The sequence below is a fragment of the Bradyrhizobium septentrionale genome, from assembly GCF_011516645.4.
Taxonomy (GTDB): Bacteria; Pseudomonadota; Alphaproteobacteria; order Rhizobiales; family Xanthobacteraceae; genus Bradyrhizobium; species Bradyrhizobium septentrionale.
The window spans coordinates 2,581,553-2,608,337 of sequence record NZ_CP088285.1 but is presented as its reverse complement, the minus strand read 5'-3'; the positions used below and the strand labels follow the sequence as shown (position 1 = coordinate 2,608,337).

The following is a 26,785-nucleotide window of genomic DNA, read 5'->3' as shown; positions in this document are numbered from 1 at the left end:
GAAGCAGGCCTCGCGGCCGTTACGCAACGCAACGCTTACTGAACGCGTTACGAGACGACCTCGGCGGTGACGCGGCCGACGCCGGCACCGGTCAGGCCGATGGCGCGCGCTGCGCCGGTCGAGAGGTCGAGCACGCGGCCGCGGATGAACGGGCCGCGATCGTTGATGGTGACGACGACGCTGCGGCCGCCATGGGTGACGCGAAGCTTGGTGCCGAACGGCAGCGAACGGTGGGCCGCGGTCATGGCGTTCTGATTGAAGCGCTGGCCGGAAGCGGTGCGGCTGCCGGATTCATTGCCATAGAAGGAAGCCATCCCCGAGAACGACGAGTGGCCGCCGGACGGCTGGATCGATGCATTGGCGTCGCGCCAGGACGAGCCTTCGGCGCGGGCGTGGTGATGATGGTGGTGGCGATGATGGTGGTGCCTGGACTTCGCGGACGCCTCCGTCACGGTGCCCCCGACCAGAAGAGTTGCGGCTACAAAAGCAAGCGCCGTACGCGAGCGGGTACCCTTGCCCGCCGCCTTCTTGATATTCAGCATTGATAAGACCCTCAGACAGTATTGCCGCTAACACGGCAAGTGGACCCCCGTCCCTTCGTTGACCAATGCCGTTTGGTTTCGCAATGAGGCACGAATTGGGCAGTAAATCCCGAATGTCTCGTGTTGAAATATCTTGTTACCGCTTCGGGGTATTCGAGCGAGGTTCCGTAATCTTGCCCTTTAACCAATTTTTAATGGTAACTATACTCATGAATACTGATTAGAGGCGCGACGGTAAGTTTTCGGTAAGTAATCGCCAAATGAAGCGGACGCCCGTTTTGGGTTCCCTGCGCGAGAGCCCATAGGCCCATGCAGATTTTCGATGGAACAAATCTGCGGTGACCTGAATCGGTGTTGGCGGGACGGGTTTCCGCGCGCCGAATTTTTATGATTCGGCGGCTCGCTGCGGTCGCCAAAAAGCGCGTGCGACAAGGCGGCTCGCACGATGCCGTCATGTTGCACCTGCGCGATTGCTATGTTAGCAAAGCCGCGATTTTAACGGTCCCGGCACGTCCTGTGCCGGTCGAAAATCGAAGTCCCGCTTGAATTCCAAGGGCTTGGATCGCTAGGCGCTGCTTTGGTGGCGACGGTTTTTCCCTTGCGAATTTGACAGCAAAAAAGAGCGAGCTCGTGGCTGCTGAAGATCCGTCCGTTTCGGGAGTGTCCGGTCGTTACGCAACGGCCTTGTTCGAGTTGGCGCGCGACGAGCAATCCGTCGATCAAGTCAGGGCCGACCTCGACAAATTCGAGGCCATGCTCAACGAGAGCGCCGACCTCAAGCGTCTCGTCCGCAGCCCGGTGTTTTCCGCGGACGCCCAGCTCAAGGCGCTGACCGTGGTCCTCGACAAGGCCGGTATCTCCGGCGCGTCGGCCAGATTCCTCAAGGTGCTCACCGCCAATCGCCGGCTGTTCGCAATTGCCGATGTGATCCGCGCCTATCGCGCGCTGGTGGCGAAGTTCAAGGGCGAGGCGACTGCGGAAGTCACCGTCGCCGAGCAGCTCAATGACAAGAATCTCGACGCGCTGAAGGCCGCACTGAAATCAGTGACGGGCAAGGACGTCGCGCTTAACGTGAAGGTCGATCCCTCCATTATCGGTGGCCTCGTGGTCAAGCTTGGCAGCCGCATGGTGGATAGTTCGCTTCGCACCAAACTCAATTCGATCAAGAACGCGATGAAAGAGGCAGGCTGATGGACATCCGCGCCGCAGAAATTTCTGCGATCCTCAAGGACCAGATCAAGAATTTCGGCCAGGAAGCCGAGGTCACCGAAGTTGGCCAGGTGCTGTCGGTCGGTGACGGTATTGCCCGCGTCTACGGTCTCGACAACGTTCAGGCCGGTGAAATGGTCGAGTTCGAGAACGGCACGCGCGGCATGGCGCTCAACCTCGAAACCGACAACGTTGGTATCGTGATCTTCGGCGCCGACCGCGAAATCAAGGAAGGCCAGACCGTCAAGCGCACCCGCGCCATCGTGGACGCGCCGATCGGCAAGGGCCTGCTCGGCCGCGTCGTCGATGCGCTCGGCAACCCGATCGACGGCAAGGGTCCGATCCAGGCGACCGAACGCAAGCGCGTCGACGTCAAGGCGCCGGGCATCATTCCGCGCAAGTCGGTGAACGAGCCGATGGCCACCGGCCTCAAGGCGATCGATGCGCTGATTCCGATCGGCCGCGGCCAGCGCGAGCTGATCATCGGTGACCGTCAGACCGGCAAGACCGCGATCGCGCTCGACACCATTCTGAACCAGAAGCCGCTCAATGCCCAGCCGGACGAGAACCTCAAGCTGTATTGCGTCTACGTCGCGATCGGCCAGAAGCGCTCCACCGTGGCGCAGTTCGTCAAGGTGCTCGAAGAGCAGGGCGCGCTGGAATACTCGATCATCGTCGCGGCCACCGCGTCGGATCCGGCGCCGATGCAGTACATCGCGCCGTTCACCGCCTGCACGATGGGCGAATACTTCCGCGACAACGGCATGCACGCCGTGATCATCTATGACGACTTGTCCAAGCAGGCCGTCGCCTACCGCCAGATGTCGCTGCTGCTGCGCCGTCCGCCGGGCCGCGAAGCCTATCCGGGCGACGTGTTCTATCTGCATTCCCGCCTGCTCGAGCGCGCGGCGAAGCTCAACAAGGACCACGGTTCGGGCTCGCTGACCGCGCTGCCGGTCATCGAAACCCAGGCCAACGACGTGTCGGCCTACATCCCGACCAACGTGATCTCGATCACCGACGGCCAGATCTTCCTGGAAACCGACCTGTTCTTCCAGGGCATCCGTCCTGCGGTGAACGTCGGTCTGTCGGTGTCGCGCGTCGGTTCGTCGGCGCAGACCAAAGCGACCAAGAAGGTCGCCGGCAAGATCAAGGGCGAACTCGCGCAGTACCGTGAGATGGCGGCGTTCGCGCAGTTCGGCTCGGACCTCGACGCCTCGACGCAGCGCCTGCTCAACCGTGGCTCGCGCCTGACCGAGCTCCTGAAGCAGCCGCAGTTCTCGCCGCTGAAGATGGAAGAGCAGGTTTGCGTGATCTGGGCCGGCACCAACGGCTATCTCGATCCGCTGCCGCTCAACAAGGTGAAAGCGTTCGAGGACGGCCTGCTGTCGCTGCTGCGCGGCAAGAATGCCGACATCCTCGATGCGATCCGCACCAGCCGCGATCTGTCCGACGACACCGCCGCCAAGCTCAAGACGGCCGTCGAAGGCTTCGCCAAGACGTTTGCATAACGAATGGGACGTCGCCCGGCTCGCCGCCGGGCGTGACGAACGGAGGCTTGCGATCTGACCGTTGTGGTCGGATCGCCGGGGTGAACGAAGAATGGCGTCACTAAAAGACATGCGGGTCCGCATCGCCTCGACCAAGGCGACGCAGAAGATCACCAAGGCCATGCAGATGGTCGCAGCCTCGAAGCTGCGCCGCGCGCAGAACGCCGCCGAAGCGGCGCGGCCTTATGCCACCAAGATGGACGCGGTGATTTCCAACATCGCCGCCGCGGCCAATGGCTCGCCGGGCGCGCCGCCACTGCTTGCGGGTACCGGCAAGAACGACGTGCACCTGCTGCTGGTCTGCACCGGCGAGCGCGGCCTGTCCGGCGCTTTCAACTCGGCCATCGTGCGCCTGGCGCGCGAACGGGCGCAGTCGCTGCTCGCGCAGGGCAAGGAAGTCAAATTCTTCTGCGTCGGCCGCAAAGGCTACGAGCAGCTGCGGCGGACCTTCGAGAAGCGCATTGTCGAGCATCTCGACCTGCGTTCGGTGCGTCAGATCGGCTTCGTCAACGCCGAGGACATTGCCCAGAAGGTGCTGGCGCGGTTCGACGCCGGCGAGTTCGATGTCTGCACATTGTTCTACTCGCGTTTCCAGTCGGTGATCGCGCAGATCCCGACCGCGCAGCAGATCATCCCGCTCGAGGTGGTTGCGCCTGCGGCCAGTGCGGCTCCCGCCACGTCCTACGAATACGAGCCTGAAGAAGACGAGATTCTCGGCAGCCTGTTGCCGCGCAACCTCGCTGTGCAGATCTTCCGCGCGCTGCTGGAGAACAACGCCTCGTTCTACGGCGCGCAGATGAGCGCGATGGACAGCGCGACGCGCAACGCAGGCGAAATGATCCGCAAGCAAACCCTGATTTACAACCGGACCCGCCAGGCCCAGATCACGAAGGAGCTGATTGAAATCATCTCCGGCGCTGAGGCGGTCTAAGGCAGATTTCGAAGGAGAACAGTCCATGGCTACAGCAGCCAACCAGAACGGTCGCGTCACCCAGGTCACGGGCGCCGTGGTCGACGTGCAGTTCGAAGGCCACCTTCCGGCGATTCTGAATGCGCTCGAGACCAAGAATGGCGGCAATCGCCTCGTGCTCGAAGTCGCGCAGCATCTCGGCGAGTCGACGGTCCGTACCATCGCGATGGATATCACCGAGGGTCTGGTCCGCGGTCAGGAAGTGACCGACACCGGCGAGCCGATCCGGGTGCCGGTCGGCGAAGGCACGCTCGGCCGCATCATCAACGTGATCGGCGAGCCGATCGACGAAGCCGGTCCGATCAAGTCCGAAGGCCTGCGCGCCATCCATCAGGAAGCGCCGACCTACACCGACCAGTCGACCGAAGCCGAAATCCTCGTCACCGGCATCAAGGTCGTCGATCTTCTTGCTCCGTACGCCAAGGGCGGCAAGATCGGCCTGTTCGGCGGCGCCGGCGTCGGCAAGACCGTGCTGATTCAGGAACTGATCAACAACGTCGCGAAGGCGCACGGTGGTTACTCCGTGTTCGCCGGCGTCGGCGAGCGTACCCGTGAAGGCAACGACCTCTATCACGAGTTCATCGAATCGAAGGTCAACGCCGATCCGCACAATCCGGATCCGAGCGTGAAGTCGAAGTGCGCGCTGGTGTTCGGCCAGATGAACGAGCCGCCGGGCGCCCGCGCCCGCGTCGGCCTGACCGGTCTGACGGTCGCCGAGCACTTCCGCGACCAGGGCCAGGACGTGTTGTTCTTCGTCGACAACATCTTCCGCTTCACCCAGGCGGGCTCGGAAGTGTCGGCGCTGCTCGGCCGTATTCCTTCGGCGGTGGGCTATCAGCCGACGCTCGCGACCGACATGGGCGCGCTGCAGGAGCGCATCACCACCACCCAGAAGGGCTCGATCACTTCGGTGCAGGCGATCTACGTGCCGGCCGACGACTTGACCGACCCGGCGCCCGCCACCTCGTTCGCGCACTTGGACGCCACCACGGTGCTGTCGCGCGCGATCTCGGAAAAGGGCATCTATCCGGCGGTGGATCCGCTCGACTCGACCTCGCGCATGCTGTCGGCGCTCGTCGTCGGCGACGAGCACTACAACACCGCGCGTATGGTCCAGCAGATCCTCCAGCGCTACAAGTCGCTGCAGGACATCATCGCCATTCTGGGCATGGACGAACTGTCGGAAGAGGACAAGCTGACGGTCGCCCGCGCCCGCAAGGTCGAGCGCTTCCTGTCGCAGCCGTTCCACGTCGCCGAAGTCTTCACCGGCTCGCCGGGCAAGTTCGTCGACCTCGCCGACACCATCAAGGGCTTCCGCGATCTCTGCCAGGGCAAGTACGACCATCTGCCGGAAGCGGCATTCTACATGGTCGGCACCATCGAAGAAGCCGTCGAGAAGGGCAAGAAGCTCGCCGCCGAAGCGGCCTAAGCTTTGGGATGTCGTCATCGCCGGGCTTGATCCGGCGATCCATCGCACCAGAAGCATTTTGACTGATGGACCCGCGGGTCGAGCCCGCGGGTGACAGCGCAAAGAACGGAAAGACCATGGCCACCTTCCACTTCGATCTCGTCTCTCCCGAAAAGCTCGCCTTCTCCGGCGAGGTCGATCAGGTTGACGTTCCCGGTGTGGAGGGTGATTTCGGCGTGCTCGCCGGACATGCTCCCGTCATCGCCACGGTTCGTCCGGGCATCCTGACGATCAGGGCTGCCGGCAAGCGCGAGAGGGTGATCGTGCTCGGTGGTCTTGCCGAGGTGTCGGACAAGGGCCTCACTGTGCTTGCCGACGTTGCGACCGCGATTGAGGACCTCGATCGCGCGAAGTTCGCCGAGACAATCACCGAGATGCAAGAGAAGCTCGCCGAGAAGGAGGGCTTCGAGCTCGACAACGCGATCGAGCGGCTCGATCACTTCAAGAGCATCCAGCACGAGCTCAACGCGACGGCGATGCACTAAGGCGCGATTGCTGACTAGCGATCGCGCCCTTGCGTCCGGATGAGCCGGACCTCCTTGTGAAATCGCTCACACATTTCCAGTCATCGGCTACGAAACTTGAACAATTCAACGCTCGCCGCAGCCTGGCGGGCGCTGAATGCTTGTTGCGCCTGCGAGCATCTGGCGGCATTCTGCCCGACATATTTGGGTTCCGGGGCTGGTGCTCATGAAGCGCAAGATCGCGGCGATCTTTGCGGCCGATATTGCAGGCTATAGTCGATTGGTTGCCGAGGATGAGGAAGAGACGCTGCGGCGGCTCGCCTCCTATCGGCAAGTCACCGACGATTTCATCGCGAAATGCGGTGGCCGCATCTTCAACACCGCGGGCGATGCGGTGCTTGCGGAATTCCCCAGCGCCGTTGAAGCCGTGCGCTGCGCGATCGACATCCAGGAAAGCCTGCGCACGCGCAACATGGCGTACCCGCCAAGCCGGCAGATGGCGTTTCGAATCGGCATCACCATCGGCGACGTCGTCGAGCGCGACGGCGATCTGCTCGGCGATGGCGTCAATATCGCCGCGCGGCTCGAAGGCCTCGCCGAGGTCGGCGGCATCTGCATATCGCGCGCGGTGCACGAACAGGTCGCCAACAAGCTGTCGGTGCAGTTCGCCGACATCGGCGCGCAGGAAGTGAAGAACATCCCGACCCCCGTGCACGCCTATATGGTGGCGATGCGGCGCGAGGACGGCACCTACGCGACGCCACAGGTCAAGAAGCCGGTCAAGGCCGCACCTGCGGGTGCGCCGGCCTGGATGTGGCCCGCCGCCATCACCCTGGTGCTATTGGCGGCGATCGGCGTCGGCGGCTTCCTCACCTACACCAAGCTGGAAACGTCGGCGACGAAGCCCGCTTCCGTGGCGAGCTCCACTCCGACATCCGTGCCCGTGGCATCCGCTTCGCCGGCGCCATCGGCGGCACCGTCGCCATCAGCATCGACGGCGCCGTCTGCCCCGGCGAAACTTGCGCCTGCGCCGAATCTGGCCGCGCCGGCCTCTCCGGTGCCGCCGTCACCGCCACCTTCGATTTCATCGGGCGATAAGTTCGTCGCCGACAGCACTCCCTTCGTCAGCGACCGCACCCGCAGCGCGCTGGCGACCGAATATTTGCCCGCGGGCGATTCCAAGGCGGTTGCCCTCAACATCAACGGCTTCGTCGGATGGAGCGTGGCGCAGCCGAGCGAGGACACGGCGAAGACGGCGGCACTCGAGCTGTGCCAGAAGCGCGCCGACAATGCCAACTCGCCGCGCAAGTGCGAACTGTACGCCGTCGGCAACACCGTCGTGTATGCCCATGGCCAGCCTCCGCTGCCGCCCTTGCCATGGGTGAGGCGCGATGCGCTGGTCGAGAAGCCGTACGCCACCAGGGACGTTCCGCTGCTGCGCGACCCGGCCAGGGCCCGGCTCGACAACCTGTTCGTGCCGGGGCGCAAGACGCGGACCATCGCGCTCGGTCCGGGCGGGCAATTCTTCTTCAATTCGGGCATCGATTCGCTCGAGGAATCGGCGCGCCGCAACCTGCAAGCCTGCGGCGCGGTCGCGGGCGTGCCCTGCACGATCGTCGTGGTCGACGATGTCTTCGTGGTGCCGATTCCGACCACGTTGCGTGTCACGGGTTTCTTCAGGGCCGCGGACAGCTCGGTCATCGCGCCGGGCGAACGCAATGAAGTTGCACGGAAGCTCGCCGATGCGACGGCAGGTTGGAATGCGATCGCGGTCGGCGCGCAGGGACGGCCGGGGCTCGGATTGAAGGCCGCCAACGAACAGGCCGCGGTGAATTCGGCGCTCGGCGAGTGCGTCAAGCGCGACAGCGATTGTCGTGTCATCGCGATCGGTCCGTTCGCGGTCGGCCCGAACTAGAGCATGGTTCGGAAACTGTGAAGCAGTTTACAGCGAGAATCGTGCATAAATGACAAGTTGCGGCGCGATGACGAATTGGCCCGATCGCATCGCGATTTCATCCCTGATGTAACGGACAAGATGCAGTGCTGACTTTCTCCACCGATGCTCTCCGCCCGCAGGACCGTTTCGAGCACTGGTGCGACGTACGCGGCAAAAGCCTATTCGGGGTCACGATCGAGCTCGACCGTGACAAGCGGCCCGATTTCCGTGGACGGTTTTCCGCAACACCGGTGGGCGGCGCCGTGCTGGCGGAAATGTCGGCGTCGTCCTATCGCGTCAGCCGGACCTCGTCCGACATCGCGCGCGTCCCGAGCAACAGTCTGCATCTTGCGTGGCAGGTGCGCGGGCCCGGTCACATGGATATTGGCCGCGATCGCGTCCAGTACGTGCGCAACGGAGATCTGGTGTTCGGTCACTCCAATCTTCCGTTTGCCTCGAAACCCGAACGCACCGACGGCTTTCATTTCTACAGCCTCAAGATTCCCATCACCAGCGAGCTTGTGCTCGATGCGCGGATCGAGGACGTGCCGCCGGTGATGCTGTCGCGGGATGCCGGGCTGACCCGGCTTGTCGGCGCCATGTTCCGCGCGATGACGCATGACCCCGCGCAGGCTGGGGAGTTCGCCGGCGACGTCACGCACATGGTGCGTCTGGCGCTGCTTGCGCGCGGGCGCGTGCGGCCACGCCAGGATGAAATCCGTGCCGCGCTGCGTGCGGGCTACCTCCACGCCGCGCGTGAAATCCTGCTCCGCGACCTGCATCGGCCGTCGCTCACGCCGGCCGCGGTCGCCACCGAGCTTTGCATTTCACTTCGGCAATTGCATGCGCTGTTCGAGCCGACCGGCCTGTCGTTTGCGCGGACGCTGACGGCGGCAAGGCTGAGGGAGGCGAGGCGGTCTCTCTACCTCATGCAGGAGCGTGGCATTGACGAGATCGCGTTCTCATGCGGCTTCGACAGCATCGCGACGTTCTATCGCGTGTTCCGCGCGACCTACGGCATGACGCCGGGCGATGCGCGGCGCGTTGCGCCCGCAGATCAGCCGGCGAATTCCGCAAACCGGGTGGCGACGGCGCGATAGACGTCGCGCCGGAACGGCACCACGAGATCGGCGACGCGGTCGAGGCGCTCCCAGCGCCATTGATCGAATTCCGCGGGCTGGTTGTTGCGCGGCGTCAACGGATCGATCTCGTCGTCGCGCCCGGTGAAGCGCAACGCAAACCACTTTTGCCGCTGGCCACGAAATCGTGCAAGACGGTGTGTTTCCGGCACATGATGGGACGGAAATTCGTAGGTCATCCAGTCGGTCTCGCCGAGATAGTCGGCGTTGACCGCTCCGGTCTCTTCCCACAATTCGCGCATCACGGCCTGGCGCGGATCCTCGCCCGCGTCGATGCCGCCTTGCGGCATCTGCCATTCGAGGCCGGGCAACACGATCTCCGGACCATCGTCCTTGATCCGGTGGCCGATCAGCACGCGTCCAGCGGTGTTGAACAGTGCAATGCCCACGTTGGGGCGATACGGCTTATCTGATGACATCTCGGTTGCGTGAGTCGTGGCTCTATTTGGCCGCCAAACCGGCGAATTCCTTCACGACGCGCTCATAGACCGGGCGCTTGAACGGCACAATCAGTTCCGGCAGATTCTTCATCGGCTCCCAGCGCCAGGACATGAACTCGGCCTTGTGGCCTCCACCACCGGGATTGGAGACGTTGATCTCCTTCTCCTCGCCGGTGAAGCGCAAGGCGAACCATTTTTGCCGCTGGCCGCGATAGCGGCCTTTCCAGGCGCGCCCCGCGACAGTGCGCGGGATGTCATAGATCAGCCAGTCCGGGACCTCGCCGAGCTTTTCCACTGATTTGACGCTGGTCTCTTCATAGAGCTCGCGCCTTGCGGCCTGAAACGTATCCTCGCCGGGATCGACGCCGCCTTGCGGCATCTGCCAGACATGAGCGTCGTCGACATGCTCGATGCCGCCGGCGCGGCGTCCGATGAAGACCAGCCCGGCGGTGTTCAGCAGCATGATGCCGACGCAGGTTCGATAGGGCAGGTCTTCATAACGTGCCATGCTGCCGCTACCTCGTACAGTTTCCGGAGCCGCCGACCCGGCCCCCCGGCAAGGTCTCAAGCTGCACCAACGGATTGATCTTTAGCCCGATTTTGATTTCAGCATCGCCGTTGTCAATGGCACAAGCATGATGCCCTTGGAGTCCAGTGTCTTGAGCCAGGCGCCGAGCCGTTCGATCGAGACCGGCAGGGCCGAGGCGACGCCCACGGCGGTGCCGCGTTCCTTGGCGATCGTCTCCAGCTTGACCAGCGCGCGGTCGATCTCCGCCGACGTCGGCACCGCGTCGATGGCGAAATCGGCCCTCGCGAACGGCAGCGCCTGGCCGGCGGCGAGGCTCTGCGCGACGCTGCGCGGGGTGGAACCGTCATCGAAATAGCTCAGGCCGCGCTTGGCCGCTTCGCGGACGATGGGTTGCATCACGGGATCGGTTGCGACGAACCGGGCACCCATGAAATTGGCGATCCCGGCGTAGCCCTGCAGGCGGCTCAGGTGCCAATAGAAGCGGTCGAGATTCTGCTCGCTGCCGAGTGTCGTCAGCAAGGTCTGCGGCCCCGGATCGTTGTCGGGATAGTCGAACGGCTCCATCGGGATCTGCAGCAGGATCTCGTGGCGCTGGGTCCGGGCGCGTTCCGCAAGCTTGCCGGGGTCGGCGCCATAGGGCGTGAAGGCCAGCGTCACGGCCGGCGGCAGCTTCATGATGGCATCAGTGGTCTTGGCGGCACCGACGCCGAGGCCGGCGACCACGATGGCGACCACCGGCATCCGGCCCGCCTTGGCGCGGTCGGCGTCGGCCGCATAGACCGTGAACGGCTTCAGGCCGTCGGCGACCACCGGGATCATCCCGTAGCGCGACTTTTCCAAAAGGCGGGGGTCGATGCCGGCCATCGCGAGCGCCGGCGCGTCGCCATCGCTCTTGTCGGCGGGATCGGCGGCGCCGATCACCACGTCCTGGCGCTTGCCGCTGGAACCGTCGATGATGGTGACGGTCTTCGCGTCCTTGGCGTCGCCGACAGCGGCCGGCACCTTGGCGGGGGATTTGGCCGCCGGTTCGGCCTGGCCGGCCGGGGCGTGCTTGTCGTCGGCGGCTGCGGGCGGGGGTGTACGGAGCGCGATACGGGCCATCGGTTCGCCGCCGAGCGGATTGTCGTTGAACAGCGCGACGCCACCGAAACCGACCAGCACGAGCCCCAGCAGCACGGCAAGCGCCTGCATCGCCGTGAATGGCAGGCGGACGCGGCGCCTCCTGCCCTTGGTCGTCTGCCCAAGCGGCGTGCTCAGTTCATCGGCCGCCTCTGCCATGACCCTCCCCGAATCAACAGGGCGAACGATAGCACGATGCGGTGCATTCCCGCGCCCCGGCCTCCCCGTCGAAGCACAGGTGCAGAAAGCAGAAAGGGCGGCCCGAGGGCCGCCCTTTGCGCCAGATCGATGGAAAAGATCAGTTCGCGGCCTTGTTGCCGGGCTTGTCGACCGCGGCCTTGTCGCGCGCGGCCTCAGGCGCCGGCGTCGCGCTGGAGGTCGACTTGATGCCGTGCAGCAGGTCGTCGGCCATCTTCAGCGCCTTGTCGTCCTTGGCATCCGGCGGCACATAGGACTGCGAGCCGGTCTTCTCGTCGCCATCGTTCTTCAGATGGCCGCGCAGCGAGGCCTCGCCCTTGGTGTCGGTGCGCGCTTTCAGCTCTTCCGGCACGTCCTGCAGCACCTCGATGTCGGGCACGATGCCCTTGGCCTGGATCGACTTGCCCGACGGCGTGTAGTAGCGCGCGGTGGTCAAGCGCAGCGCGCCGTTGCCCGAGCCGAGCGGGATGATGGTCTGCACCGAGCCCTTGCCGAACGAGCGGGTGCCGACCAGCGTCGCCCGCTTGTGGTCCTGCAGCGCGCCGGCGACGATTTCGGAGGCCGAAGCCGAGCCGCCGTTGATCAGCACGATGACCGGCTTACCCTTGGTGAGGTCGCCCGGATGGGCGGCGCGGCGCTGGGTTTCCTCGGCATTGCGGCCGCGGGTCGAGACGATCTCGCCACGCTCCAGGAACGAATCGGACACCGTGACCGCTTCCTCGAGCAGGCCGCCGGGGTTGTTTCTGAGGTCGATGATGTAGCCCTTCAGCTTGTCGCCGATCTGGCCCTGCAGATTGGCGACCTCCTTCTTCAGGCCTTCGGTGGTCTGCTCGTTGAAGGTGGTGATGCGGATATAGGCGATGTCGTCGGCCTCGACGCGCGCGCGCACCGAGCGGACGCGGATGTTGTCGCGCACCAGCGTAACGTCGATTGGATTGTCCTGGCCCTTGCGGATGATCTTGAGCTTGATCTTGGTGTTGACCGGACCGCGCATCTTCTCGACCGCCTGGTTGAGGGTGAGACCCTGCACCGCTTCGTCGTCGAGATTGGTGATGATGTCGTTGGCCATGATGCCGGCCTTCGAGGCCGGGGTGTCGTCGATCGGCGAGACGACCTTGATCAGCCCGTCTTCCATCGTGACCTCGATGCCGAGGCCGCCGAACTCGCCGCGGGTCTGCACCTGCATGTCGCGGAAGCTCTTGGCATCCATGTAGCTCGAGTGCGGATCGAGGCCGGACAGCATGCCCGAGATCGCGGATTCGACGAGCTTGGAGTCATCGGGCTTCTCGACATAGTCGCTGCGCACCCGCTCGAACACGTCGCCGAACAAATTGAGCTGGCGGTAGGTGTCCGACGTCGCGGCGCGCGCGCTCGATCCCATCAGCACCGCGCGGGGCTGCGTGACGAAAAGCGTCAGGGCCGCGCCGGTGGCGGCGCTAAGGAGAATTACCGAAGTCTTGCGCATCATCCGCGAACCTTTTCGCCTTCATTTGCGGCCCACCATGGACCTGGATCGATTGGAGTGCCGTCTTTCCGGAACTCGACATAGAGCACTGGCTGGCTCGCATTGGTCGCGAGAATGGATGCAACTTGGGACGTCGACCCCATGGTCGCAACCGGCTCCCCCGTAAGTACAAACTGGCCGATGTTTACCGAAATACGCTCCATCCCGGCGATCAGGACATGATACCCGCCCCCGGCATTGAGGATCAAGAGTTGTCCATAGCTGCGGAAGGGACCCGCGTAAACAACCCAGCCGTCACACGGGGTTGTGACCTGCGCGCCCGGCTTGGCTGCCAAAGAAATGCCTTTTTGTACACCGCCCGCGCCGTCGGAACCGCCAAATTCGCGAATCTTGGTGCCATTCACGGGATAGGAGAACAGGCCCTTGGCCGAGGCAAAGGCGACCGCCGGGCTCAGGCGGGCGGGGTCCTTCAGGGCCCCCAGATTGGGCTTGCCGTTAACCGTGGCGGGCGCCCCCTGGAGGCTGGCCGTGGCCGCCGCCTTGGCCGCGCTCTTGAGATCCTGCTCCATCTTGGCGATCAGGCTCTGCAAATTGTCGGCCTGTTTGGACAGCGTAATAGCGCGGGCGCCTTCCGCCTCCATGTCCTTTTCGGCCGCGCTCTGCTGACGCTGCCGTTCGTCGACCAGCGCCGCAAGGCGGGTCTGGTCTTCCCTGAGCTTGTCGCGGTCGCCCGCCAGCGCGTCGCGCTCGGTCGAGATCGTCTTGCGCAGCGCCACCAGTTCGCCGAGGTCGGCGGCAAGCTTCTCCGCGCGAACGCGCAACTCCGGCACCACGGCGCCGAGCAGCATCGCGGTGCGCAGCGATTGCAGCGCGTCCTCGGGCCGCACCAGCAGCGCCGGCGGCGTGCGTCGTCCGGCGCGCTGCAGCGCGGCCAGCACCTCGATCACCTCGGAGCGGCGTGAATCCAGCGAGCCGCGGATTTCACGCTCGCGGCCGTCGAGCGCCTGCAAGCGTGCCTCGGCGTCCGCGATCCGCGTCTCGACGCCGCGTACCTGGCCGGCAATGTCGATCAGCTGCTGATTGAGCTTGCTGCGGTCCTGGCCGATCGCGGCGATGTCGGCCTTCAGCTTCTCCTGCAGTTCGGTCGCCTTGCGCTGCTGTTCGCGCGCGGCCTCGAGCTCCTGCTCGCGCTGCTTGATGGCATCGGGCGATGTCTCCGCCGCGGTGGCCTGCTGCGCCGGCGGCGCGGATTGTTGCGCTGGAGGTGTCGCTTGCGCGTGCGCCTCTGCCAGCGGATACGCAGCGAACATGGCGATCGACAACGGCAGCGACGCCGGCAACCAGAAGCGGCGCGCGGTGCCGAAATACGAAGCCAAATACGAAGCTGTGTCCCGCTTGTGCTGCATCCGAGTGCGTTCAGCGCTTTCGACTGTCCGTCGCCGCGCCTCAGGCGCGGTGATAGGGATGGCCGGCCAAAATGGTTGCGGCCCGATAAATCTGTTCCAGAAGCATGACGCGGACCATTTGGTGCGGCCAGGTCGCGGAGCCGAATGCAATACGCAACGAAGCCTTGCGCTGCAATTCGGGCGAAAGTCCGTCGGCGCCGCCGATCACGAAGACAGTATGCGCCAATCCCTCGTCGCGCCAGCGGCCGAGCTGCTGGGCAAAGCTTGCGCTGTCGATGCTCTTGCCGCGCTCATCGAGCGCCACCAGCGCGTGCTTGTCAGGCAGCAAAGCCGAGATCGCCGTGGCCTCTTCGGCGATGCGCGCGGGCGTGTCACGCGCGCGGCTCTCCGCAATCTCATGAATGTCGAGGCCGCGAAAGCCGAGCTTGCGGCCGATATCCTCGAAGCGCTCGCGATAACGCTCGGCGAGCTCCCGTTCCGGGCCCTGTTTCAGGCGGCCGATGCAGATGACGACGAGGCGCATCAACGCAGACTAGCTGCGCTGCAGCCGATTCGCATCGGCTTCGACACCCCTTAGACCGCCGCGACCGCCGGGTTCTGAGTCCACAACCGCTCGAGATTGTAGAACTCACGCACCTCGGGTCTGAACACGTGCACGATCACGTCGCCGGAATCGATCAGCACCCAGTCGCAATTGGGCATGCCCTCGACATGGATGCTCTTGACCCCGTTTTCCTTCAGGCCCTTGGTCACATTTTCCGCGATCGCACCGACGTGCCGGTTCACCCGGCCGGTGGTGACGATCATGTAGTCGGAATATGCGGATTTGCCGCGAAGGTCGATGGTGACCGTCTCTTCCGCCTTCATATCCTCGAGGCGGGAGAGGATCAGGCTCAGCGTCTTGTTGGCATCCGGTTTGTCGGCATCCGGTTGCGCCTGCAAGGCCGCGGTTTTCGTCGATGTTTTACGCGCAGTCTTTGGAACCTTGGGTAAAACAGACTTGGACAATACAGATGTGGCCAGGGACCATTCCTTTCACTGTATCGCGGGTGCCGAATCCTCGGCCCCACGCACCATATTACGCATGTGGGGTTAATGGTTTCAATATTCCAGTAACCCTTTTGCGCTTCACGCCGTCCTCCAGCTCCCATCCGGGTTCCGGAGTCCGGTCGAAGACAGATTGGATTTCATTCCTGTCAGGAACACCCAGGCCGGGGCCTGCTGATCGGCCAGCCGGGTCGCCTGATTTTCGGGCAAGCGATAGCGCATGAGCGCCTGCGCCGCCGGTGCGGCAAGGGCGCGGAAGCTTTGGGGCGGTCGGTCGATCACGGCAATCGGCACGTCGGAGGCGATGCGCCGCCAATCTTTCCAGCGATGAAATTGCGCGAGATTGTCAGCGCCCATGATCCAGACGAAGTGCACGCCGGAGACACGGCGGCGCAAGTGGATGATCGTGTCGACAGTGTAGCGGACACCAATGACAGCTTCGAGACAGCTGATGTCGATGCGCGGATCGTCGGCAACGCGGCGCGCGGCCGCGGCGCGCTCGGCGAGCGCGTGCAATCCATCATGGTTCTTCAGCGGATTGCCCGGCGTCAGCAGCCACCACACGCGGTCGAGCTGCAATCGCTTGAGCGCGAACTGACTGATGGCGCGATGCGCGGCGTGCGGCGGATTGAACGAGCCGCCGAGCAGCCCGATGCGCATGCCGTTGGTATAGAACGGAAGCGCCTGGGCTGCGGAGTGCGGCACGGTCGGGGCTTGCTGCAATGGTCTACCGTGCGCGTGCGACAATGGTCACGGCCGTGTCTGCCCGGTGCCGTGGACGCGGTACTTGAAGCTCGTCAGCTGCTCGGCGCCGACCGGGCCGCGGGCGTGGAATTTGCCGGTGGCAATCCCGATCTCCGCGCCGAAACCGAACTCGCCGCCGTCGGCGAACTGGGTCGAGGCGTTGTGCAGCACGATTGCCGAATCGACCTCGTTGAGAAATTTTTGCGCGGCAGCGGCATCCTCCGTCACGATCGCATCGGTGTGATGCGAGCCGTGATTTTGAATATGCGCAATCGCTTCATCGAGGTCGTCAACGATCTTCGCCGAGATGATCGCGTCCTCATATTCGGTGTCCCAGTCCTCGTCGGACGCGGGCTTCACCCTGGCATCGGCGCCTTGCACGAAGGTGTCGCCGCGCACCTCGCAACCGGCATCGATCAGCAACTCGACCAGCGGTTTCAGCTTCGTCGCGGCGGCCTTGCGATCGACCAGCAGGGTTTCGACGGCGCCGCAGACGCCGGGACGGCGCATCTTGGCGTTCAGCACGACCGCCTTGGCCATATCGAGCCTGGCGCTGGCATCGACATAAATGTGGTTGACGCCCTCGAGATGCGCGAACACCGGAACGCGTGCTTCCGCCTCGACGCGTGCGACCAGGCTCTTGCCGCCGCGCGGCACGATCACGTCGATGCCACCGTTCAATCCCGTCAGCATCAGGCCGACAGCCGTACGGTCACGGGTCGGCACCAAGGTAATCGCGGCCTCAGGCAGGCCGGCTTCACGCAGGCCCTGCACCAGACAATCATGGATCGCGCGGCAGGAGCGGAAACTGTCGGAGCCGCCGCGCAGGATCACGGCGTTACCGGACTTCAGGCAAAGCACGCCGGCGTCGGCGGCGACGTTGGGGCGGCTTTCGAAGATCACGCCGATCACGCCGAGCGGCACCCGGACGCGCTCGATGGTCATGCCGTTCGGACGCTGCCAGCTTTCGGTGACGGCGCCGACCGGATCAATAATTTCGCGCACGGTGGCTACGCCATCGGCCATGCCGGCGACGCGCGCCTGCGTCAGTGTCAGGCGGTCAACGAAGGCAGAGGTCATGCCGGCAGCCCGCGCCTCGGCGACATCTTCGGCATTGGCGGCGAGAATGGCCGGCGCGTTGCCGCGGATCGCGCGCTCGATCGCGGCGAGCGCCCGGTCCTTCTGCTCCGGCGGCGCCAGCGCCAGCACGCGCGCGGCAGCGCGCGCCTTGGCGGCGAGGTCGGTCATCAGGGCGGCGAGATCGGCGTTGCCGTCGATCGCCTTCAGGGGCGCGCTCATGGAAATCCCAGCTTGGATTAAGGCCATGTTCTAGCATGGCAATTGATGGGTTGGCGAGGCACGGAACCGGCATGGCAGGTGGGCGGGAGGCCGCCCCCGTCGGCCAATGACCTATTTGGCCGGGATCGCCCCCGCCGGGCCGATCACCAGGTCGTCGCGATGGATCATCTCGGACCGGCCGCTGATGCCCAGAATCGCCATCACGTCGGGCGAGGAGCGGCCCTTGATCTTCTCGGCGTTCTCGGCGTCGTAGGCGACCAGGCCGCGGCCGATCTCATGGGTGTCGGGCCCGCGCACCACCACGGCATCGCCGCGGGCGAACTGGCCGTCGACCCTGATCACGCCGGCCGGCAGCAGGCTCTTGCCGGCGCGCAGCGCCGCGACCGCGCCGGCATCGATGGTCAGCGTGCCCTTCGGCTCGAGCGAGCCGGCGATCCAGCGCTTGCGCGCGGTGACCGGATTGGCCGGGGTCAGGAACCAGGTGCAGCGGCCGCCGTCGGCGATCGCCTGCAATGGGTGCTCGATCTTGCCGGAAGCGATCAACATGTGGGTGCCGGCGGTGGTCGCGATCTTCGCGGCTTCGATCTTGGTCGTCATGCCGCCGCGCGACAGTTCGGACCCGGCCGAGCCCGCCATCGCCTCGATCTCCGAGGTGATGCTCTCGACCACCGGGATCAGCTTCGCGTCGGGATCGACCGCGGGCGGCGCGGTGTAGAGGCCGTCGATGTCGGACAGCAGGATCAACAGATCGGCGCTGGTCATGGTGGCGACGCGGGCGGCGAGGCGGTCATTGTCGCCGTAGCGGATTTCGGTGGTCGCGACCGTGTCGTTCTCGTTGATCACGGGCACCGCGCGCCATTCGAGCAGCTTTGCGATGGTCGAGCGCGCGTTGAGATAGCGGCGGCGTTCCTCGGTGTCCTGCAGCGTCACGAGGATCTGCCCGGCGCCGATATCGTGATGGCCGAGCACCTCCGACCAGATCCGCGCCAGCGCGATCTGGCCGACCGCCGCGGCCGCCTGGCTCTCCTCGAGCTTCAGCGGTCCGCGCGGCAGCTTCAGGCGGCTGCGGCCGAGCGCGATCGAGCCCGACGACACCACCATGATCTCGCGGCCGCCCTTGTGCAGCTTTGCGATGTCGTCGACCAGCGCGGCGAGCCAGGACGCCCGCACCTCACCGGCCTGCGAGTCGACCAGCAGCGATGAGCCGACCTTGACGACGATGCGGCGAAAGTTCTTGAGCGCGGGGCGTTTCATGGGTGCGGTCTGGCAGGAAGATGGAAGCAATATGCGCCACGAGGTGGCTGGGGAAATCGAGGTGCCGTTCAACCCTGCGGCAGCGGCGTCGCCCACGGCTCCGCCTGAGCCTTGGCCTTGTTGGATACCGGCGCCTCACCGATCACGTCGACCAGCGTGCGCAGCGCGTCCTGCACGCCTTCGCCGGTCACGCCTGACAGCAGCAACGGCGTCTTCTTCGCGGCCCGCTTGAGGCGGTCCTTCTGCTTCTTCAGCTCGTCGGGCGCGACCGCGTCGATCTTGTTGAGCGCGACGATCTCGATCTTGTCGGCGAGCTGGCCATCATAGGCTTCGAGCTCGGTGCGCACCGTCTTGTAGGCCTTGCCGGCATGCTCGCAGGTTGCATCGACCAGATGCAGCAGCACGCGGCAGCGCTCGACATGGCCGAGGAAGCGGTCGCCGAGGCCCGCGCCCTCGTGCGCGCCTTCGATCAGGCCGGGGATGTCGGCGAGCACGAATTCACGGCCGCCGTAATTCACCACACCGAGCTGCGGATGCAGCGTGGTGAAGGGATAGTCGGCGATCTTCGGCCGCGCCGCGCTGACCACCGACAGGAAGGTCGATTTGCCGGCGTTGGGCAGGCCGACCAGGCCGGCGTCGGCGATCAGCTTCAGCCGCAGCCAGATCCAGCGTTCCTCGCCCGGCGCACCGGGATTGGCGTTGCGCGGCGTGCGGTTGGTGGAAGATTTGAAATGCGCGTTGCCGAAGCCGCCATTGCCGCCTTCAGCCAGCACGAATTTCTCGCCGAGCTCGGTGAAGTCGTGCAGCAGCGTCTCGCGGTCTTCGTCGAACACCTGGGTGCCGACCGGCACTTTCAGCATGATCGACTTGCCGTTGGCGCCATGGCGGTCCTTGCCCATGCCATTGGTGCCTTTTGGCGCCTTGAAGTGCTGCTGGTAGCGGTAGTCGATCAGCGTGTTCAGCCCAGAGACGGACTCGATGATGACATCGCCGCCGCGGCCGCCATTGCCGCCGGAGGGACCGCCGAACTCGATGAACTTCTCGCGCCGGAACGCGACGCAGCCATTGCCGCCGTCGCCCGAGCGAATATAGACTTTTGCTTCATCGAGGAATTTCATGATCTGCTCTAGTTAGGGCAGGGGGGCCGCTGCGGCAACCCGGAAAGGCCCTGACTTCGGCGAAAAGCCTTAATTTTCGGGCCTTTTTGCGGCCCCGGCTTGTTGTTTGAGCACGATCTTCTCGGAAAACCGCTTCACACTTTTCCGGATCATGCTCTATGCCGGCCTTCGCCGCACCAGGAATTTCTGCATTCCTTCAAGCACCAGCTCGCGGCGCTGATTATGCACGGTCGAGCGCAGCGTCACGACGCCGGTGGTCCGGCCCGGGACGAGCTCGATCACCTCCAGCGCCGGGTAGATGGTGTCGCCGGCATAGACAGGTTTCAGGAACTTGCTCGACTGTTCCAGGAAGCCGACCAGCGACTCCTCCACGACATAGGGGAACAGGCCCGCGCCGGGCGCGGTGTGCACCAGGGTCTGGAAGCCATGGGCGAGCAGGTCAGGCATGCCGCGCGTGCGGCAATATTCGACGTCGTAATGGATCGGATGGGTGTCACCGCTGGCGGTCTGGAACGCCGCGAACACCGCCGAGGTCTGGGTCCGGCTCGGAATCACGAAGCGCTCGCCGAGCACGAAATCCTCGAACCAGCGCTGCGCGGGGACCATGCGATGCTGGGTGGGGTCGAATTCGCTCATGCGGCGTTTCCTGCTCTTTTTGTTACCGGTGTGAGCTACCGGTATCGCAGCGATACAGGTGCGGCAATCCGTTCAATTCGTCATGCCCGGGCTTGTCCCGGGCATCCACGTCTTTAAAACCGGGCGACTCGGAGCGAAGACGTGGATGGCCGGGCGTAGGCGAGCGGAAGCGACGCCGTTCTTCGAACGGCTAGGCCCGGCCATGACGAAGGAACGCAAGTCTATTCATGAGCCTGTTCGCAAAACTGTCCTCCTATGACGATCGATCGGCGCGGCTCGCCGGCATCGGATTGATGCTGCTGTCGATCTTCATGTTTTCGTTCGGCGACGCGATGGGCAAATTCATCGTCGCCACCTATTCGGTCGGGCAATTGCTGTGGCTGCGTGCCTGCGCGGCGCTGCTCGTGCTGCTGCCGATCGTGTGGCAGCGGCGGGCTGATTTCCTGCATCTGGAGCGGCCGTGGCTGCAATTGCTGCGTGTCACGCTGTCGACGCTGGAGGTCGCCGCGTTCTTCCTGGCGACCGTCTATCTGCCGCTCGCCGACGTCATCACCTACTATCTGGCCGGGCCGATCTTCGTCACCGCGATGTCCGGCCTCGTGCTCGGCGAGCATATCGGCTGGCGGCGCTGGACCGCGATCCTGGTCGGCTTTTGCGGGGTGTTGATCGCGCTGCGGCCATCGGCGCAGACGATCAGCTGGCCGGCGATGATCGCGCTTGGCGGCAGCCTGTCGTTTGCGGTGCTGATGCTGATCACGCGCTCGCTGCGCGCGACGCCCGATATCGTGCTCGCGACATCGCAATTCGGCGGCACGTTCATCCTGGGCGCGGTGCTCTCGCCGTTCGGCTGGGTGACGCCGAGCGCCGGCAGTCTCGTGCTGTTCTTCACCGCCGGCATCATTTCGGTCGCGGCGCTATTGTGCGTCAATCGTTCGCTGAAGCTCGCACCGGCGAGCGTGGTGGTGCCTTACCAATATTCGATGATCGTCTGGGCGGTGATCTTCGGCTTCGTGGTGTTCGGCGACGTGCCGTCCTGGGCCACCATCGTCGGCGCCGCGATCATCATCGCGGCCGGCCTCTACATCTTCGTGCGTGAGCAACAGCTCGGACGCGGAGACTCTTCGGTGAATCCGCCGGCATGAAATCGCACGGCCGTCATTGCGAGCGAAGCGAAGCAATCCACCCTGCCGCGAGCGGTGAAATGGATTGCTTCGTCGCTTCGCTCCTCGCAATGACGCGATTTATCCGTGCCGCCGGGTCGAACTATTCCAGCTCTTCAGCGAGGCCCAGACGCCGCGCGACAGCCGGAAGGCATCCACCGGGCTCGATGAGCCCAGTGCCTCGAAGCGATGCAGCTCGACGCCGCTCCACTGGAAGCCGCACTTCTCCAGGATGTTGCGCGACGACGGGTTGACGACGCGGGCGCCCGCGATCAGCTGGTCGAGATCGAATTCCTCGAAGAAGTAGTCGATCACCGCGCGCGCAGCCTCGGTGCCAAAGCCCTGGCCCCAATGGTCGACGCCGAGCCAGTAGCCGAGTTCGGCCGCGGTCTCCTCGCGCCAGTCGATGCCGACCATGCCGATCGGCGTGTGATTGTTCTCGATCAGGAAGACGGTCTCGCGCCCGCCCGCGCCGAGTGCGCGCACGAAGTCGATGGCGTCGTCCTGGGTATAGGGATGCGGCAGGCGGCGGGTGTTCTCCGCGATGCGGCGGTCGTCGGCGAGGCGTGCAATTGCTTTTACGTCCGCGAGCGTCGGCTTGCGCAATGTCAGCCGTTCGGTCTCGAGGACGCATGCTCTTGCCTCGCGCAAGGTCGGCGTCGGGATGTCCTGCAACATGTCGAGCTCCTGTGATGCGACAATCGGTACGCAACGCTTGGAACGTCACGCGCGGTCGAACCGGAACGCGCGCAACGAAAAGGGGAGGCCGGTCATCCCGCCTCCCCTTGGAGCCCTTTGCGACTCCGCCGGTTCAACAGGACCCGGCGGACTCATGTGTGTCCACCGTCTACTCGGCCGCCTCCGCCATCGGAATAACCGATACGAATGTGCGGCCGTTGGCTTTGGCACGGAACTCGACATGACCCTCGATCTTGGCGAAGAGAGTATGGTCGGTGCCCATGCCGACATTAAGGCCAGGATGCCAGGTGGTGCCGCGCTGACGCGCGATGATGTTTCCGGGGATCACGCGCTCGCCACCGAACGCCTTGACGCCAAGGCGCTTGCCCTTGGAATCACGTCCGTTACGCGATGAACCGCCTGCTTTTTTATGAGCCATAGCTCGTCTCCGACTTCGCTTTGATCTCTAGATCAATTCCTTGACGGAATCATTTCACGTTTTGTCACGCTTCAAATCTGAAAGCGCGACGATCACTTCTTGTTAGCTCTTGGCCGCGGCCTTCTTGGCCGGAGCCTTCTTTGCGGCCGGCGCCTTTGCGGGCGCCTTCTTCTTGGCCGCCTTCGGTGCTGCGTCCTCGCCATCATCGGCGGGCGCTGCGACCTTTTCCTTCTTCGGCCGCGGGCCGACGGTCGGCTGGGCGTTATCGGCGAGGATCTCGGTGATGCGAAGCACCGTGAGCTCGTCGCGATAGCCGCGCTTGCGGCGTGAATTCTTGCGGCGACGCTTCTTGAACGCGATCACCTTGGCGCCGCGCTTGTGCTGCAGCACTTCGGCCGCAACGGTGGCGCCTGCCACGGTGGGCGTTCCCAGCACCGGCGTGTCACCGCCGAGCACCAGAACTTCGCCTAGCTGCACGATCGTGCCGACATCGCCGGCGATCTTGCCAATCTCGAGTACATCATTCGGAACGACACGGTACTGCCGGCCGCCGGTTTTGATGACTGCGAACATCGTTTGATTCCTTCGTGTTCGGTTCCGGCCTCGGACGGTTAGCCCGGGTCGGCTTTTTGTTCAGTCGCTATGGGTTATGTGTTTCGCGCGAAGGGAATGAATTCCCAAACTGGATCGCACAAAAACGATCGGCGCGAGAAAATCCCCGCGCCGGATGCGCGGACTTATAGCCGCATACGACCGAGAGTCAAGGTAAAGCGGGGCAAAAACCGGCCAAAAATGAAGGGTTTGGCGTGATTTTGGCCCAGATTGGCCTCAAGCCGCGGTCTGGGCGGCGGCCCTGGCGTGCCGGCGGATGGTCTGCGGCGGCTGGCCCAGCACCCGCAGGAACGCCCGCCGCATCCGTTCGCGGTCGGCAAAGCCGGTTTCGCCGGCGATTTCGTCCATCGAATGGCGGCCGTCGCCGATCAATTCTCGGGCAGCCTCGACCCGGAGCTGCTCGATCGCCTTGGCGGGCGACTGCCCGGTCTCGGCGCGGAACGCGCGGCTGAACTGGCGCGGGCTGAGCCGTGCGATCTCGGCGAGCTCCTCCACCGAGAGTTCGTTGCGCAGGTGAGCCTTGGCATAGTTCAGCGCGTTCTGGATGCGGTCGGATTTCGGCTCGAGCTCGAGCAGCGCTGAAAACTGCGACTGGCCGCCGGTGCGGCGGTGATAGACGACAAGCTTGCGCGCCACCGAGCGCGCGACCTCGATGCCGAGATCATGCTCGACCATCGCCAGCGCCAGGTCGATCGTCGCGGTCATGCCGGCCGAGGTCCAGATCGGCCCGTCGACGATGTAGATGCGGTCCTAGTCGACCTTGAGCCTGGGAAATCGTGCCTGCAATTCTGCGGCAAATTGCCAGTGCGTGGAAACGCGCCGGCCATCGAGCAGGCCTGCCTCAGCCAGTGAAAAAGCGCCGATGCAAGGCGCGGCGATGCGCTGCGATGCCGTCATGGCGTGGCGAATGTAGTCGGTCAATTTTGGCGACGCCGGATGAAGCTCATGGCCGGCGCCAATGAACAGCGTGTCGAAGCTGCGATCGCCAAAGGCTTCCGTTTCGACATTGAAGCCGGCAGAGGATCGCACCGGGCCACCGTGCTCCGACAGCAGCGTGACCTCATAGAAGCGTTCGCCTGCGATCAAATTGGCAACCTCGAAGGCGGTGATGGCGGCAAACCCCATCACCTGAAACTCCGGGAAGACGACGAAGCCGATCTCCTGCATAGAACCCTCCGACGGGAATCTGTGTCCTAAAAAGGTGTATATATGACATTTGAGACATGCAAGGGGGCCTGTAGAACCTGAGCAGCGGCCAAGTCCGGCCGTCCAGGTCAAACAGGAGACCAACATGACCAAGTCAGCCAAGGGAACGGCGCTCGTTACCGGTGCGTCGTCCGGAATCGGTGCCATCTATGCGGACCGGCTCGCACGGCGTGGCTACGATCTGATCCTCGTCGCACGCAACCGTGAGCGCCTCGATGGGCTCGCCAGGCGTCTGTCGGCGGAGACAGGCCGATCGATCGAGATCGTTGCCGCCGACCTCGCCAAGCGCGGTGACGTTGCACGGATCGAATCCATTCTGCGCAGCAATGCCGGCATCAGCGTGCTGGTGAACAACGCCGGCGTCGGTGCCACCGCGCCGCTGCTCGCATCCGATGTCGACAAGATGAGCGACCTGATCGCGCTCAATGTCGACGCGCTGATGCGCCTGACCTATGCGGCGGTGCCGGGATTGGTCGCGCGTGGCAGCGGCACCATCGTCAACATCGCCTCGGTCGTCGGCGTCGCGCCCGAAATGCTCAACGGCGTCTACGGCGGCAGCAAGGCCTTTGTGCTGGCGCTGACCCAGTCGCTGCAGCATGAGCTGAAGGACAAGAACATCCGGGTCCAGGCGGTGCTGCCGGGCGCCACGGCGACTGAGTTCTGGGACGTGGCCGGCACGCCGGTCGAGCATCTGCCCAGCCAGATTGTGATGAAGGCGGAGGACATGGTCGATGCCGCGCTGGCCGGGCTCGATCAAGGCGAAGTCATCACCGTGCCGTCGTTGCCCGAGGTTGCCGACTGGCAAGCCTATGAGGCCGCCCGTCAGAAGCTGATGCCGAACCTGTCCCGCAGCACGCCTGCGGCGCGCTACGGCGTCAAGGCAGCCTGACGCCTTGCGAATTGCCTCCCGCGCCGGCCAAAGCGCCGCGCGGGAAGCAACCATTTGAGTTCCCGGTCGTTAGTGCTGGGAACCTCAAGCGGGCAGGCAAGGGCTAAATGGCTGACGACGCTGGACTGACCACGGGCATCGCGCACCACGGTGCCGCGCGGCTGCCATCTGTCGACATCGACAGCTTCAACATCGAATTGAAGGACGACGAGGGCTTCCTTGGCGATCGCGCCTCAAAGGGCGCTTTCCGCAAGATCCTGGACCGCTGGCGCAAGCCACTGCGCAAGTCGGATGAAGATCCGTTCGGCGACGAGCCGTCGGACAAGATCAGCAAGAAGAAGCTCGATGAGTTGCTGGTCGGCGACGACACCGAGGCCTCCGCGGTCGTGCACAGCGCGATCGAGGAGTTCGCGCAGGAACTCGCCTATGTGACGCGGCGCTTCCTCAACACCAAGGCCTGGGCGAAGACCGAGCGCATCGTGGTCGGCGGCGGCTTTCGCGACTCCAGGCTCGGCGAGCTCGCGATCGCGCGCACCGACATCATCCTGAAGTCGGAGGGTCTCAAGGTCGATCTGGTGCCGATCCGCTTTCACCCCGATGACGCCGGCCTGATCGGCACGCTGCATCTGGCACCATCGTGGATCTTCGAGGCCCATGACGGCGTGCTCGCGGTCGATATCGGCGGCACCAATATCCGCTGCGGCGTCGTCGAGACGCGCTGGAAGAAGGAGCCGGATCTCTCCAAGGCAACGGTCTGGAAATCGGAGCTGTGGCGCCACGCCGACGACGAGCCGACGCGCGAAGGCGCGGTGAAGCGGCTGGTGAAGATGCTGAAGGATCTGATCGCCGAGGCCGAGAAGGCGAATCTCAAGCTCGCGCCATTCATCGGCATCTCCTGTCCCGGCGTCATCAAGGAGGACGGCTCGATCGAGAAGGGCGCGCAGAATCTGCCGGGCAATTGGGAGAGCAGCAAATTCAACCTGCCGGCGAGCCTGGTCGAGGCGATCCCGCAGATCGGCGATCATGACACCGCGATCGTGATGCATAATGACGGCGTGGCGCAGGGGCTGGCCGAGGTCCCGTTCATACAGGATGTCGCGCGCTGGGGCGTGTTGACGATCGGAACCGGGCTCGGCAACGCCCGCTACACCAATCGCAAGAAAGACAACGGCAAGGACGACAAGAAAGCCGAGAAGAAGGACAAGGACGACGAGGGCGACAAGAGCGAGAAGAAGGCCAAGAAAGCCAAAAAGGCCGACGCCTGAGCC

The 26,785-nt window shown here is 64.5% G+C and carries 26 protein-coding genes and 1 pseudogene; 10 read left to right on the top strand and 17 right to left on the bottom strand.

The window, feature by feature from the left end:
- Nucleotides 1–47 precede the first annotated feature (47 nt).
- Nucleotides 48–542: a septal ring lytic transglycosylase RlpA family protein gene (locus HAP48_RS14125; RefSeq protein ID WP_166213292.1), complete on the bottom strand. Its 495-nt coding sequence runs from the start codon at nucleotides 540–542 to the stop codon at nucleotides 48–50.
- A gap of 630 nt (nucleotides 543–1,172) precedes the next feature.
- Between HAP48_RS14125 and HAP48_RS14120 the strand changes: the two genes are divergently transcribed.
- The 7 genes from HAP48_RS14120 to HAP48_RS14090 all read left to right on the top strand — a co-directional run bounded on the left by HAP48_RS14120 (nucleotide 1,173) and on the right by HAP48_RS14090 (nucleotide 9,239).
- Complete coding sequence (locus HAP48_RS14120) at nucleotides 1,173–1,733, top strand: F0F1 ATP synthase subunit delta (RefSeq protein WP_166213293.1); 561 nt, start codon at nucleotides 1,173–1,175, stop codon at nucleotides 1,731–1,733.
- Nucleotides 1,733–3,262, top strand: coding sequence for a F0F1 ATP synthase subunit alpha (gene atpA, locus HAP48_RS14115; RefSeq protein ID WP_029081339.1), 1,530 nt, complete (start codon nucleotides 1,733–1,735; stop codon nucleotides 3,260–3,262). The genes HAP48_RS14120 and atpA overlap by 1 nt, the downstream gene beginning before the upstream one ends.
- A 91-nt stretch (nucleotides 3,263–3,353) precedes the next feature.
- Nucleotides 3,354–4,232 (top strand): F0F1 ATP synthase subunit gamma, encoded by an 879-nt coding sequence (locus HAP48_RS14110; RefSeq protein WP_166213294.1) that lies wholly within the window; start codon nucleotides 3,354–3,356, stop codon nucleotides 4,230–4,232.
- Between the two features lie 25 nt (nucleotides 4,233–4,257).
- On the top strand, nucleotides 4,258–5,700 hold the full coding sequence (gene atpD, locus HAP48_RS14105; RefSeq protein ID WP_029081341.1) for a F0F1 ATP synthase subunit beta: 1,443 nt from the start codon (nucleotides 4,258–4,260) through the stop codon (nucleotides 5,698–5,700).
- A gap of 116 nt (nucleotides 5,701–5,816) precedes the next feature.
- A complete protein-coding gene (locus tag HAP48_RS14100; protein ID WP_166213295.1) occupies nucleotides 5,817–6,224 on the top strand; it encodes a F0F1 ATP synthase subunit epsilon in 408 nt (135 codons plus the stop codon).
- A gap of 205 nt (nucleotides 6,225–6,429) precedes the next feature.
- On the top strand, nucleotides 6,430–8,118 hold the full coding sequence (locus HAP48_RS14095) for an adenylate/guanylate cyclase domain-containing protein (RefSeq protein ID WP_166213296.1): 1,689 nt from the start codon (nucleotides 6,430–6,432) through the stop codon (nucleotides 8,116–8,118).
- Nucleotides 8,119–8,243: 125 nt separating this feature from the next.
- Nucleotides 8,244–9,239, top strand: coding sequence for a helix-turn-helix transcriptional regulator (locus tag HAP48_RS14090; RefSeq protein ID WP_166213297.1), 996 nt, complete (start codon nucleotides 8,244–8,246; stop codon nucleotides 9,237–9,239).
- On the opposite strand, the gene HAP48_RS14085 is transcribed toward HAP48_RS14090, so the two are convergent.
- The 12 genes from HAP48_RS14085 to HAP48_RS14030 all read right to left on the bottom strand — a co-directional run bounded on the left by HAP48_RS14085 (nucleotide 9,197) and on the right by HAP48_RS14030 (nucleotide 20,533).
- Nucleotides 9,197–9,697 carry an RNA pyrophosphohydrolase gene (locus tag HAP48_RS14085; protein ID WP_029081345.1) on the bottom strand — a complete coding sequence of 167 codons (501 nt, stop codon included), beginning with the start codon at nucleotides 9,695–9,697 and terminating at the stop codon, nucleotides 9,197–9,199. The genes HAP48_RS14090 and HAP48_RS14085 overlap by 43 nt on opposite strands.
- A 22-nt stretch (nucleotides 9,698–9,719) precedes the next feature.
- Nucleotides 9,720–10,226 carry an RNA pyrophosphohydrolase gene (locus HAP48_RS14080; protein WP_029081346.1) on the bottom strand — a complete coding sequence of 169 codons (507 nt, stop codon included), beginning with the start codon at nucleotides 10,224–10,226 and terminating at the stop codon, nucleotides 9,720–9,722.
- 81 nt (nucleotides 10,227–10,307) lie between these two features.
- Nucleotides 10,308–11,525: a divergent polysaccharide deacetylase family protein gene (locus HAP48_RS14075; RefSeq protein ID WP_166213298.1), complete on the bottom strand. Its 1,218-nt coding sequence runs from the start codon at nucleotides 11,523–11,525 to the stop codon at nucleotides 10,308–10,310.
- A gap of 139 nt (nucleotides 11,526–11,664) precedes the next feature.
- Nucleotides 11,665–13,032, bottom strand: coding sequence for a S41 family peptidase (locus HAP48_RS14070; protein WP_166213299.1), 1,368 nt, complete (start codon nucleotides 13,030–13,032; stop codon nucleotides 11,665–11,667).
- Nucleotides 13,029–14,435, bottom strand: a complete 1,407-nt coding sequence (locus HAP48_RS14065; protein WP_166213300.1) for a murein hydrolase activator EnvC family protein — start codon at nucleotides 14,433–14,435, stop codon at nucleotides 13,029–13,031. The genes HAP48_RS14070 and HAP48_RS14065 overlap by 4 nt, the downstream gene beginning before the upstream one ends.
- Before the next feature lie 40 nt (nucleotides 14,436–14,475).
- The gene (gene rlmH / locus HAP48_RS14060) at nucleotides 14,476–14,958 is read right to left on the bottom strand and encodes a 23S rRNA (pseudouridine(1915)-N(3))-methyltransferase RlmH (protein ID WP_166213301.1); all 483 of its coding nucleotides are present in this window, start codon (nucleotides 14,956–14,958) and stop codon (nucleotides 14,476–14,478) included.
- Between the two features lie 50 nt (nucleotides 14,959–15,008).
- On the bottom strand, nucleotides 15,009–15,377 hold the full coding sequence (gene rsfS, locus HAP48_RS14055) for a ribosome silencing factor (RefSeq protein WP_029081351.1): 369 nt from the start codon (nucleotides 15,375–15,377) through the stop codon (nucleotides 15,009–15,011).
- 186 nt (nucleotides 15,378–15,563) lie between these two features.
- Nucleotides 15,564–16,187 carry a nicotinate-nucleotide adenylyltransferase gene (locus HAP48_RS14050; RefSeq protein WP_166307839.1) on the bottom strand — a complete coding sequence of 208 codons (624 nt, stop codon included), beginning with the start codon at nucleotides 16,185–16,187 and terminating at the stop codon, nucleotides 15,564–15,566.
- Nucleotides 16,188–16,232: 45 nt separating this feature from the next.
- A complete protein-coding gene (locus tag HAP48_RS14045; RefSeq protein ID WP_166213302.1) occupies nucleotides 16,233–17,525 on the bottom strand; it encodes a glutamate-5-semialdehyde dehydrogenase in 1,293 nt (430 codons plus the stop codon).
- Nucleotides 17,526–17,636: 111 nt separating this feature from the next.
- Nucleotides 17,637–18,779, bottom strand: coding sequence for a glutamate 5-kinase (proB, locus tag HAP48_RS14040; protein ID WP_166213303.1), 1,143 nt, complete (start codon nucleotides 18,777–18,779; stop codon nucleotides 17,637–17,639).
- Nucleotides 18,780–18,847: 68 nt separating this feature from the next.
- A complete protein-coding gene (gene obgE, locus HAP48_RS14035) occupies nucleotides 18,848–19,897 on the bottom strand; it encodes a GTPase ObgE (protein ID WP_166213304.1) in 1,050 nt (349 codons plus the stop codon).
- Nucleotides 19,898–20,053: 156 nt separating this feature from the next.
- The gene (locus HAP48_RS14030; protein WP_166213305.1) at nucleotides 20,054–20,533 is read right to left on the bottom strand and encodes a MaoC family dehydratase; all 480 of its coding nucleotides are present in this window, start codon (nucleotides 20,531–20,533) and stop codon (nucleotides 20,054–20,056) included.
- A 227-nt stretch (nucleotides 20,534–20,760) separates the two neighbouring features.
- Between HAP48_RS14030 and HAP48_RS14025 the strand changes: the two genes are divergently transcribed.
- The gene (locus tag HAP48_RS14025) at nucleotides 20,761–21,675 is read left to right on the top strand and encodes a DMT family transporter (protein ID WP_166213306.1); all 915 of its coding nucleotides are present in this window, start codon (nucleotides 20,761–20,763) and stop codon (nucleotides 21,673–21,675) included.
- Between the two features lie 99 nt (nucleotides 21,676–21,774).
- Here HAP48_RS14025 and HAP48_RS14020 read toward each other — a convergent pair whose 3' ends face one another.
- The 4 genes and pseudogenes from HAP48_RS14020 to HAP48_RS14005 all read right to left on the bottom strand — a co-directional run bounded on the left by HAP48_RS14020 (nucleotide 21,775) and on the right by HAP48_RS14005 (nucleotide 24,589).
- The gene (locus HAP48_RS14020) at nucleotides 21,775–22,371 is read right to left on the bottom strand and encodes a GNAT family N-acetyltransferase (protein ID WP_166213307.1); all 597 of its coding nucleotides are present in this window, start codon (nucleotides 22,369–22,371) and stop codon (nucleotides 21,775–21,777) included.
- A gap of 169 nt (nucleotides 22,372–22,540) precedes the next feature.
- Nucleotides 22,541–22,810: a 50S ribosomal protein L27 gene (rpmA, locus tag HAP48_RS14015; RefSeq protein WP_029081359.1), complete on the bottom strand. Its 270-nt coding sequence runs from the start codon at nucleotides 22,808–22,810 to the stop codon at nucleotides 22,541–22,543.
- A 102-nt stretch (nucleotides 22,811–22,912) separates the two neighbouring features.
- Nucleotides 22,913–23,383, bottom strand: a complete 471-nt coding sequence (gene rplU, locus HAP48_RS14010; protein ID WP_166213308.1) for a 50S ribosomal protein L21 — start codon at nucleotides 23,381–23,383, stop codon at nucleotides 22,913–22,915.
- 255 nt (nucleotides 23,384–23,638) lie between these two features.
- A pseudogene (locus tag HAP48_RS14005) lies at nucleotides 23,639–24,589 on the bottom strand (GlxA family transcriptional regulator).
- Nucleotides 24,590–24,713: 124 nt separating this feature from the next.
- Here HAP48_RS14005 and HAP48_RS14000 point away from each other — a divergent pair.
- Entirely contained in the window at nucleotides 24,714–25,517 is an 804-nt protein-coding gene (locus tag HAP48_RS14000; RefSeq protein ID WP_166213309.1) for an SDR family NAD(P)-dependent oxidoreductase, read from the top strand.
- 107 nt (nucleotides 25,518–25,624) lie between these two features.
- The gene (locus tag HAP48_RS13995) at nucleotides 25,625–26,782 is read left to right on the top strand and encodes an ROK family protein (RefSeq protein ID WP_166213310.1); all 1,158 of its coding nucleotides are present in this window, start codon (nucleotides 25,625–25,627) and stop codon (nucleotides 26,780–26,782) included.
- Nucleotides 26,783–26,785: the final 3 nt, after the last annotated feature.

Coding starts and splice junctions, on each gene's coding strand:
- HAP48_RS14020 (WP_166213307.1), bottom strand. CDS start 22,371: ATGTTGCAGGACATCCCGACGCCGACCTTGCGCGAGGCAAGAGCATGC.
- HAP48_RS14065 (WP_166213300.1), bottom strand. CDS start 14,435: ATGCAGCACAAGCGGGACACAGCTTCGTATTTGGCTTCGTATTTCGGC.
- HAP48_RS14075 (WP_166213298.1), bottom strand. CDS start 11,525: ATGGCAGAGGCGGCCGATGAACTGAGCACGCCGCTTGGGCAGACGACC.
- HAP48_RS14110 (WP_166213294.1), top strand. CDS start 3,354: ATGGCGTCACTAAAAGACATGCGGGTCCGCATCGCCTCGACCAAGGCG.
- HAP48_RS14080 (WP_029081346.1), bottom strand. CDS start 10,226: ATGGCACGTTATGAAGACCTGCCCTATCGAACCTGCGTCGGCATCATG.
- proB (WP_166213303.1), bottom strand. CDS start 18,779: ATGAAACGCCCCGCGCTCAAGAACTTTCGCCGCATCGTCGTCAAGGTC.
- HAP48_RS14025 (WP_166213306.1), top strand. CDS start 20,761: ATGAGCCTGTTCGCAAAACTGTCCTCCTATGACGATCGATCGGCGCGG.
- HAP48_RS14045 (WP_166213302.1), bottom strand. CDS start 17,525: ATGAGCGCGCCCCTGAAGGCGATCGACGGCAACGCCGATCTCGCCGCC.
- HAP48_RS14000 (WP_166213309.1), top strand. CDS start 24,714: ATGACCAAGTCAGCCAAGGGAACGGCGCTCGTTACCGGTGCGTCGTCC.
- rpmA (WP_029081359.1), bottom strand. CDS start 22,810: ATGGCTCATAAAAAAGCAGGCGGTTCATCGCGTAACGGACGTGATTCC.
- rlmH (WP_166213301.1), bottom strand. CDS start 14,958: ATGCGCCTCGTCGTCATCTGCATCGGCCGCCTGAAACAGGGCCCGGAA.
- obgE (WP_166213304.1), bottom strand. CDS start 19,897: ATGAAATTCCTCGATGAAGCAAAAGTCTATATTCGCTCGGGCGACGGC.
- HAP48_RS14070 (WP_166213299.1), bottom strand. CDS start 13,032: ATGATGCGCAAGACTTCGGTAATTCTCCTTAGCGCCGCCACCGGCGCG.
- HAP48_RS13995 (WP_166213310.1), top strand. CDS start 25,625: ATGGCTGACGACGCTGGACTGACCACGGGCATCGCGCACCACGGTGCC.
- HAP48_RS14085 (WP_029081345.1), bottom strand. CDS start 9,697: ATGTCATCAGATAAGCCGTATCGCCCCAACGTGGGCATTGCACTGTTC.
- atpA (WP_029081339.1), top strand. CDS start 1,733: ATGGACATCCGCGCCGCAGAAATTTCTGCGATCCTCAAGGACCAGATC.
- atpD (WP_029081341.1), top strand. CDS start 4,258: ATGGCTACAGCAGCCAACCAGAACGGTCGCGTCACCCAGGTCACGGGC.
- HAP48_RS14100 (WP_166213295.1), top strand. CDS start 5,817: ATGGCCACCTTCCACTTCGATCTCGTCTCTCCCGAAAAGCTCGCCTTC.
- HAP48_RS14095 (WP_166213296.1), top strand. CDS start 6,430: ATGAAGCGCAAGATCGCGGCGATCTTTGCGGCCGATATTGCAGGCTAT.
- rplU (WP_166213308.1), bottom strand. CDS start 23,383: ATGTTCGCAGTCATCAAAACCGGCGGCCGGCAGTACCGTGTCGTTCCG.
- HAP48_RS14030 (WP_166213305.1), bottom strand. CDS start 20,533: ATGAGCGAATTCGACCCCACCCAGCATCGCATGGTCCCCGCGCAGCGC.
- HAP48_RS14125 (WP_166213292.1), bottom strand. CDS start 542: ATGCTGAATATCAAGAAGGCGGCGGGCAAGGGTACCCGCTCGCGTACG.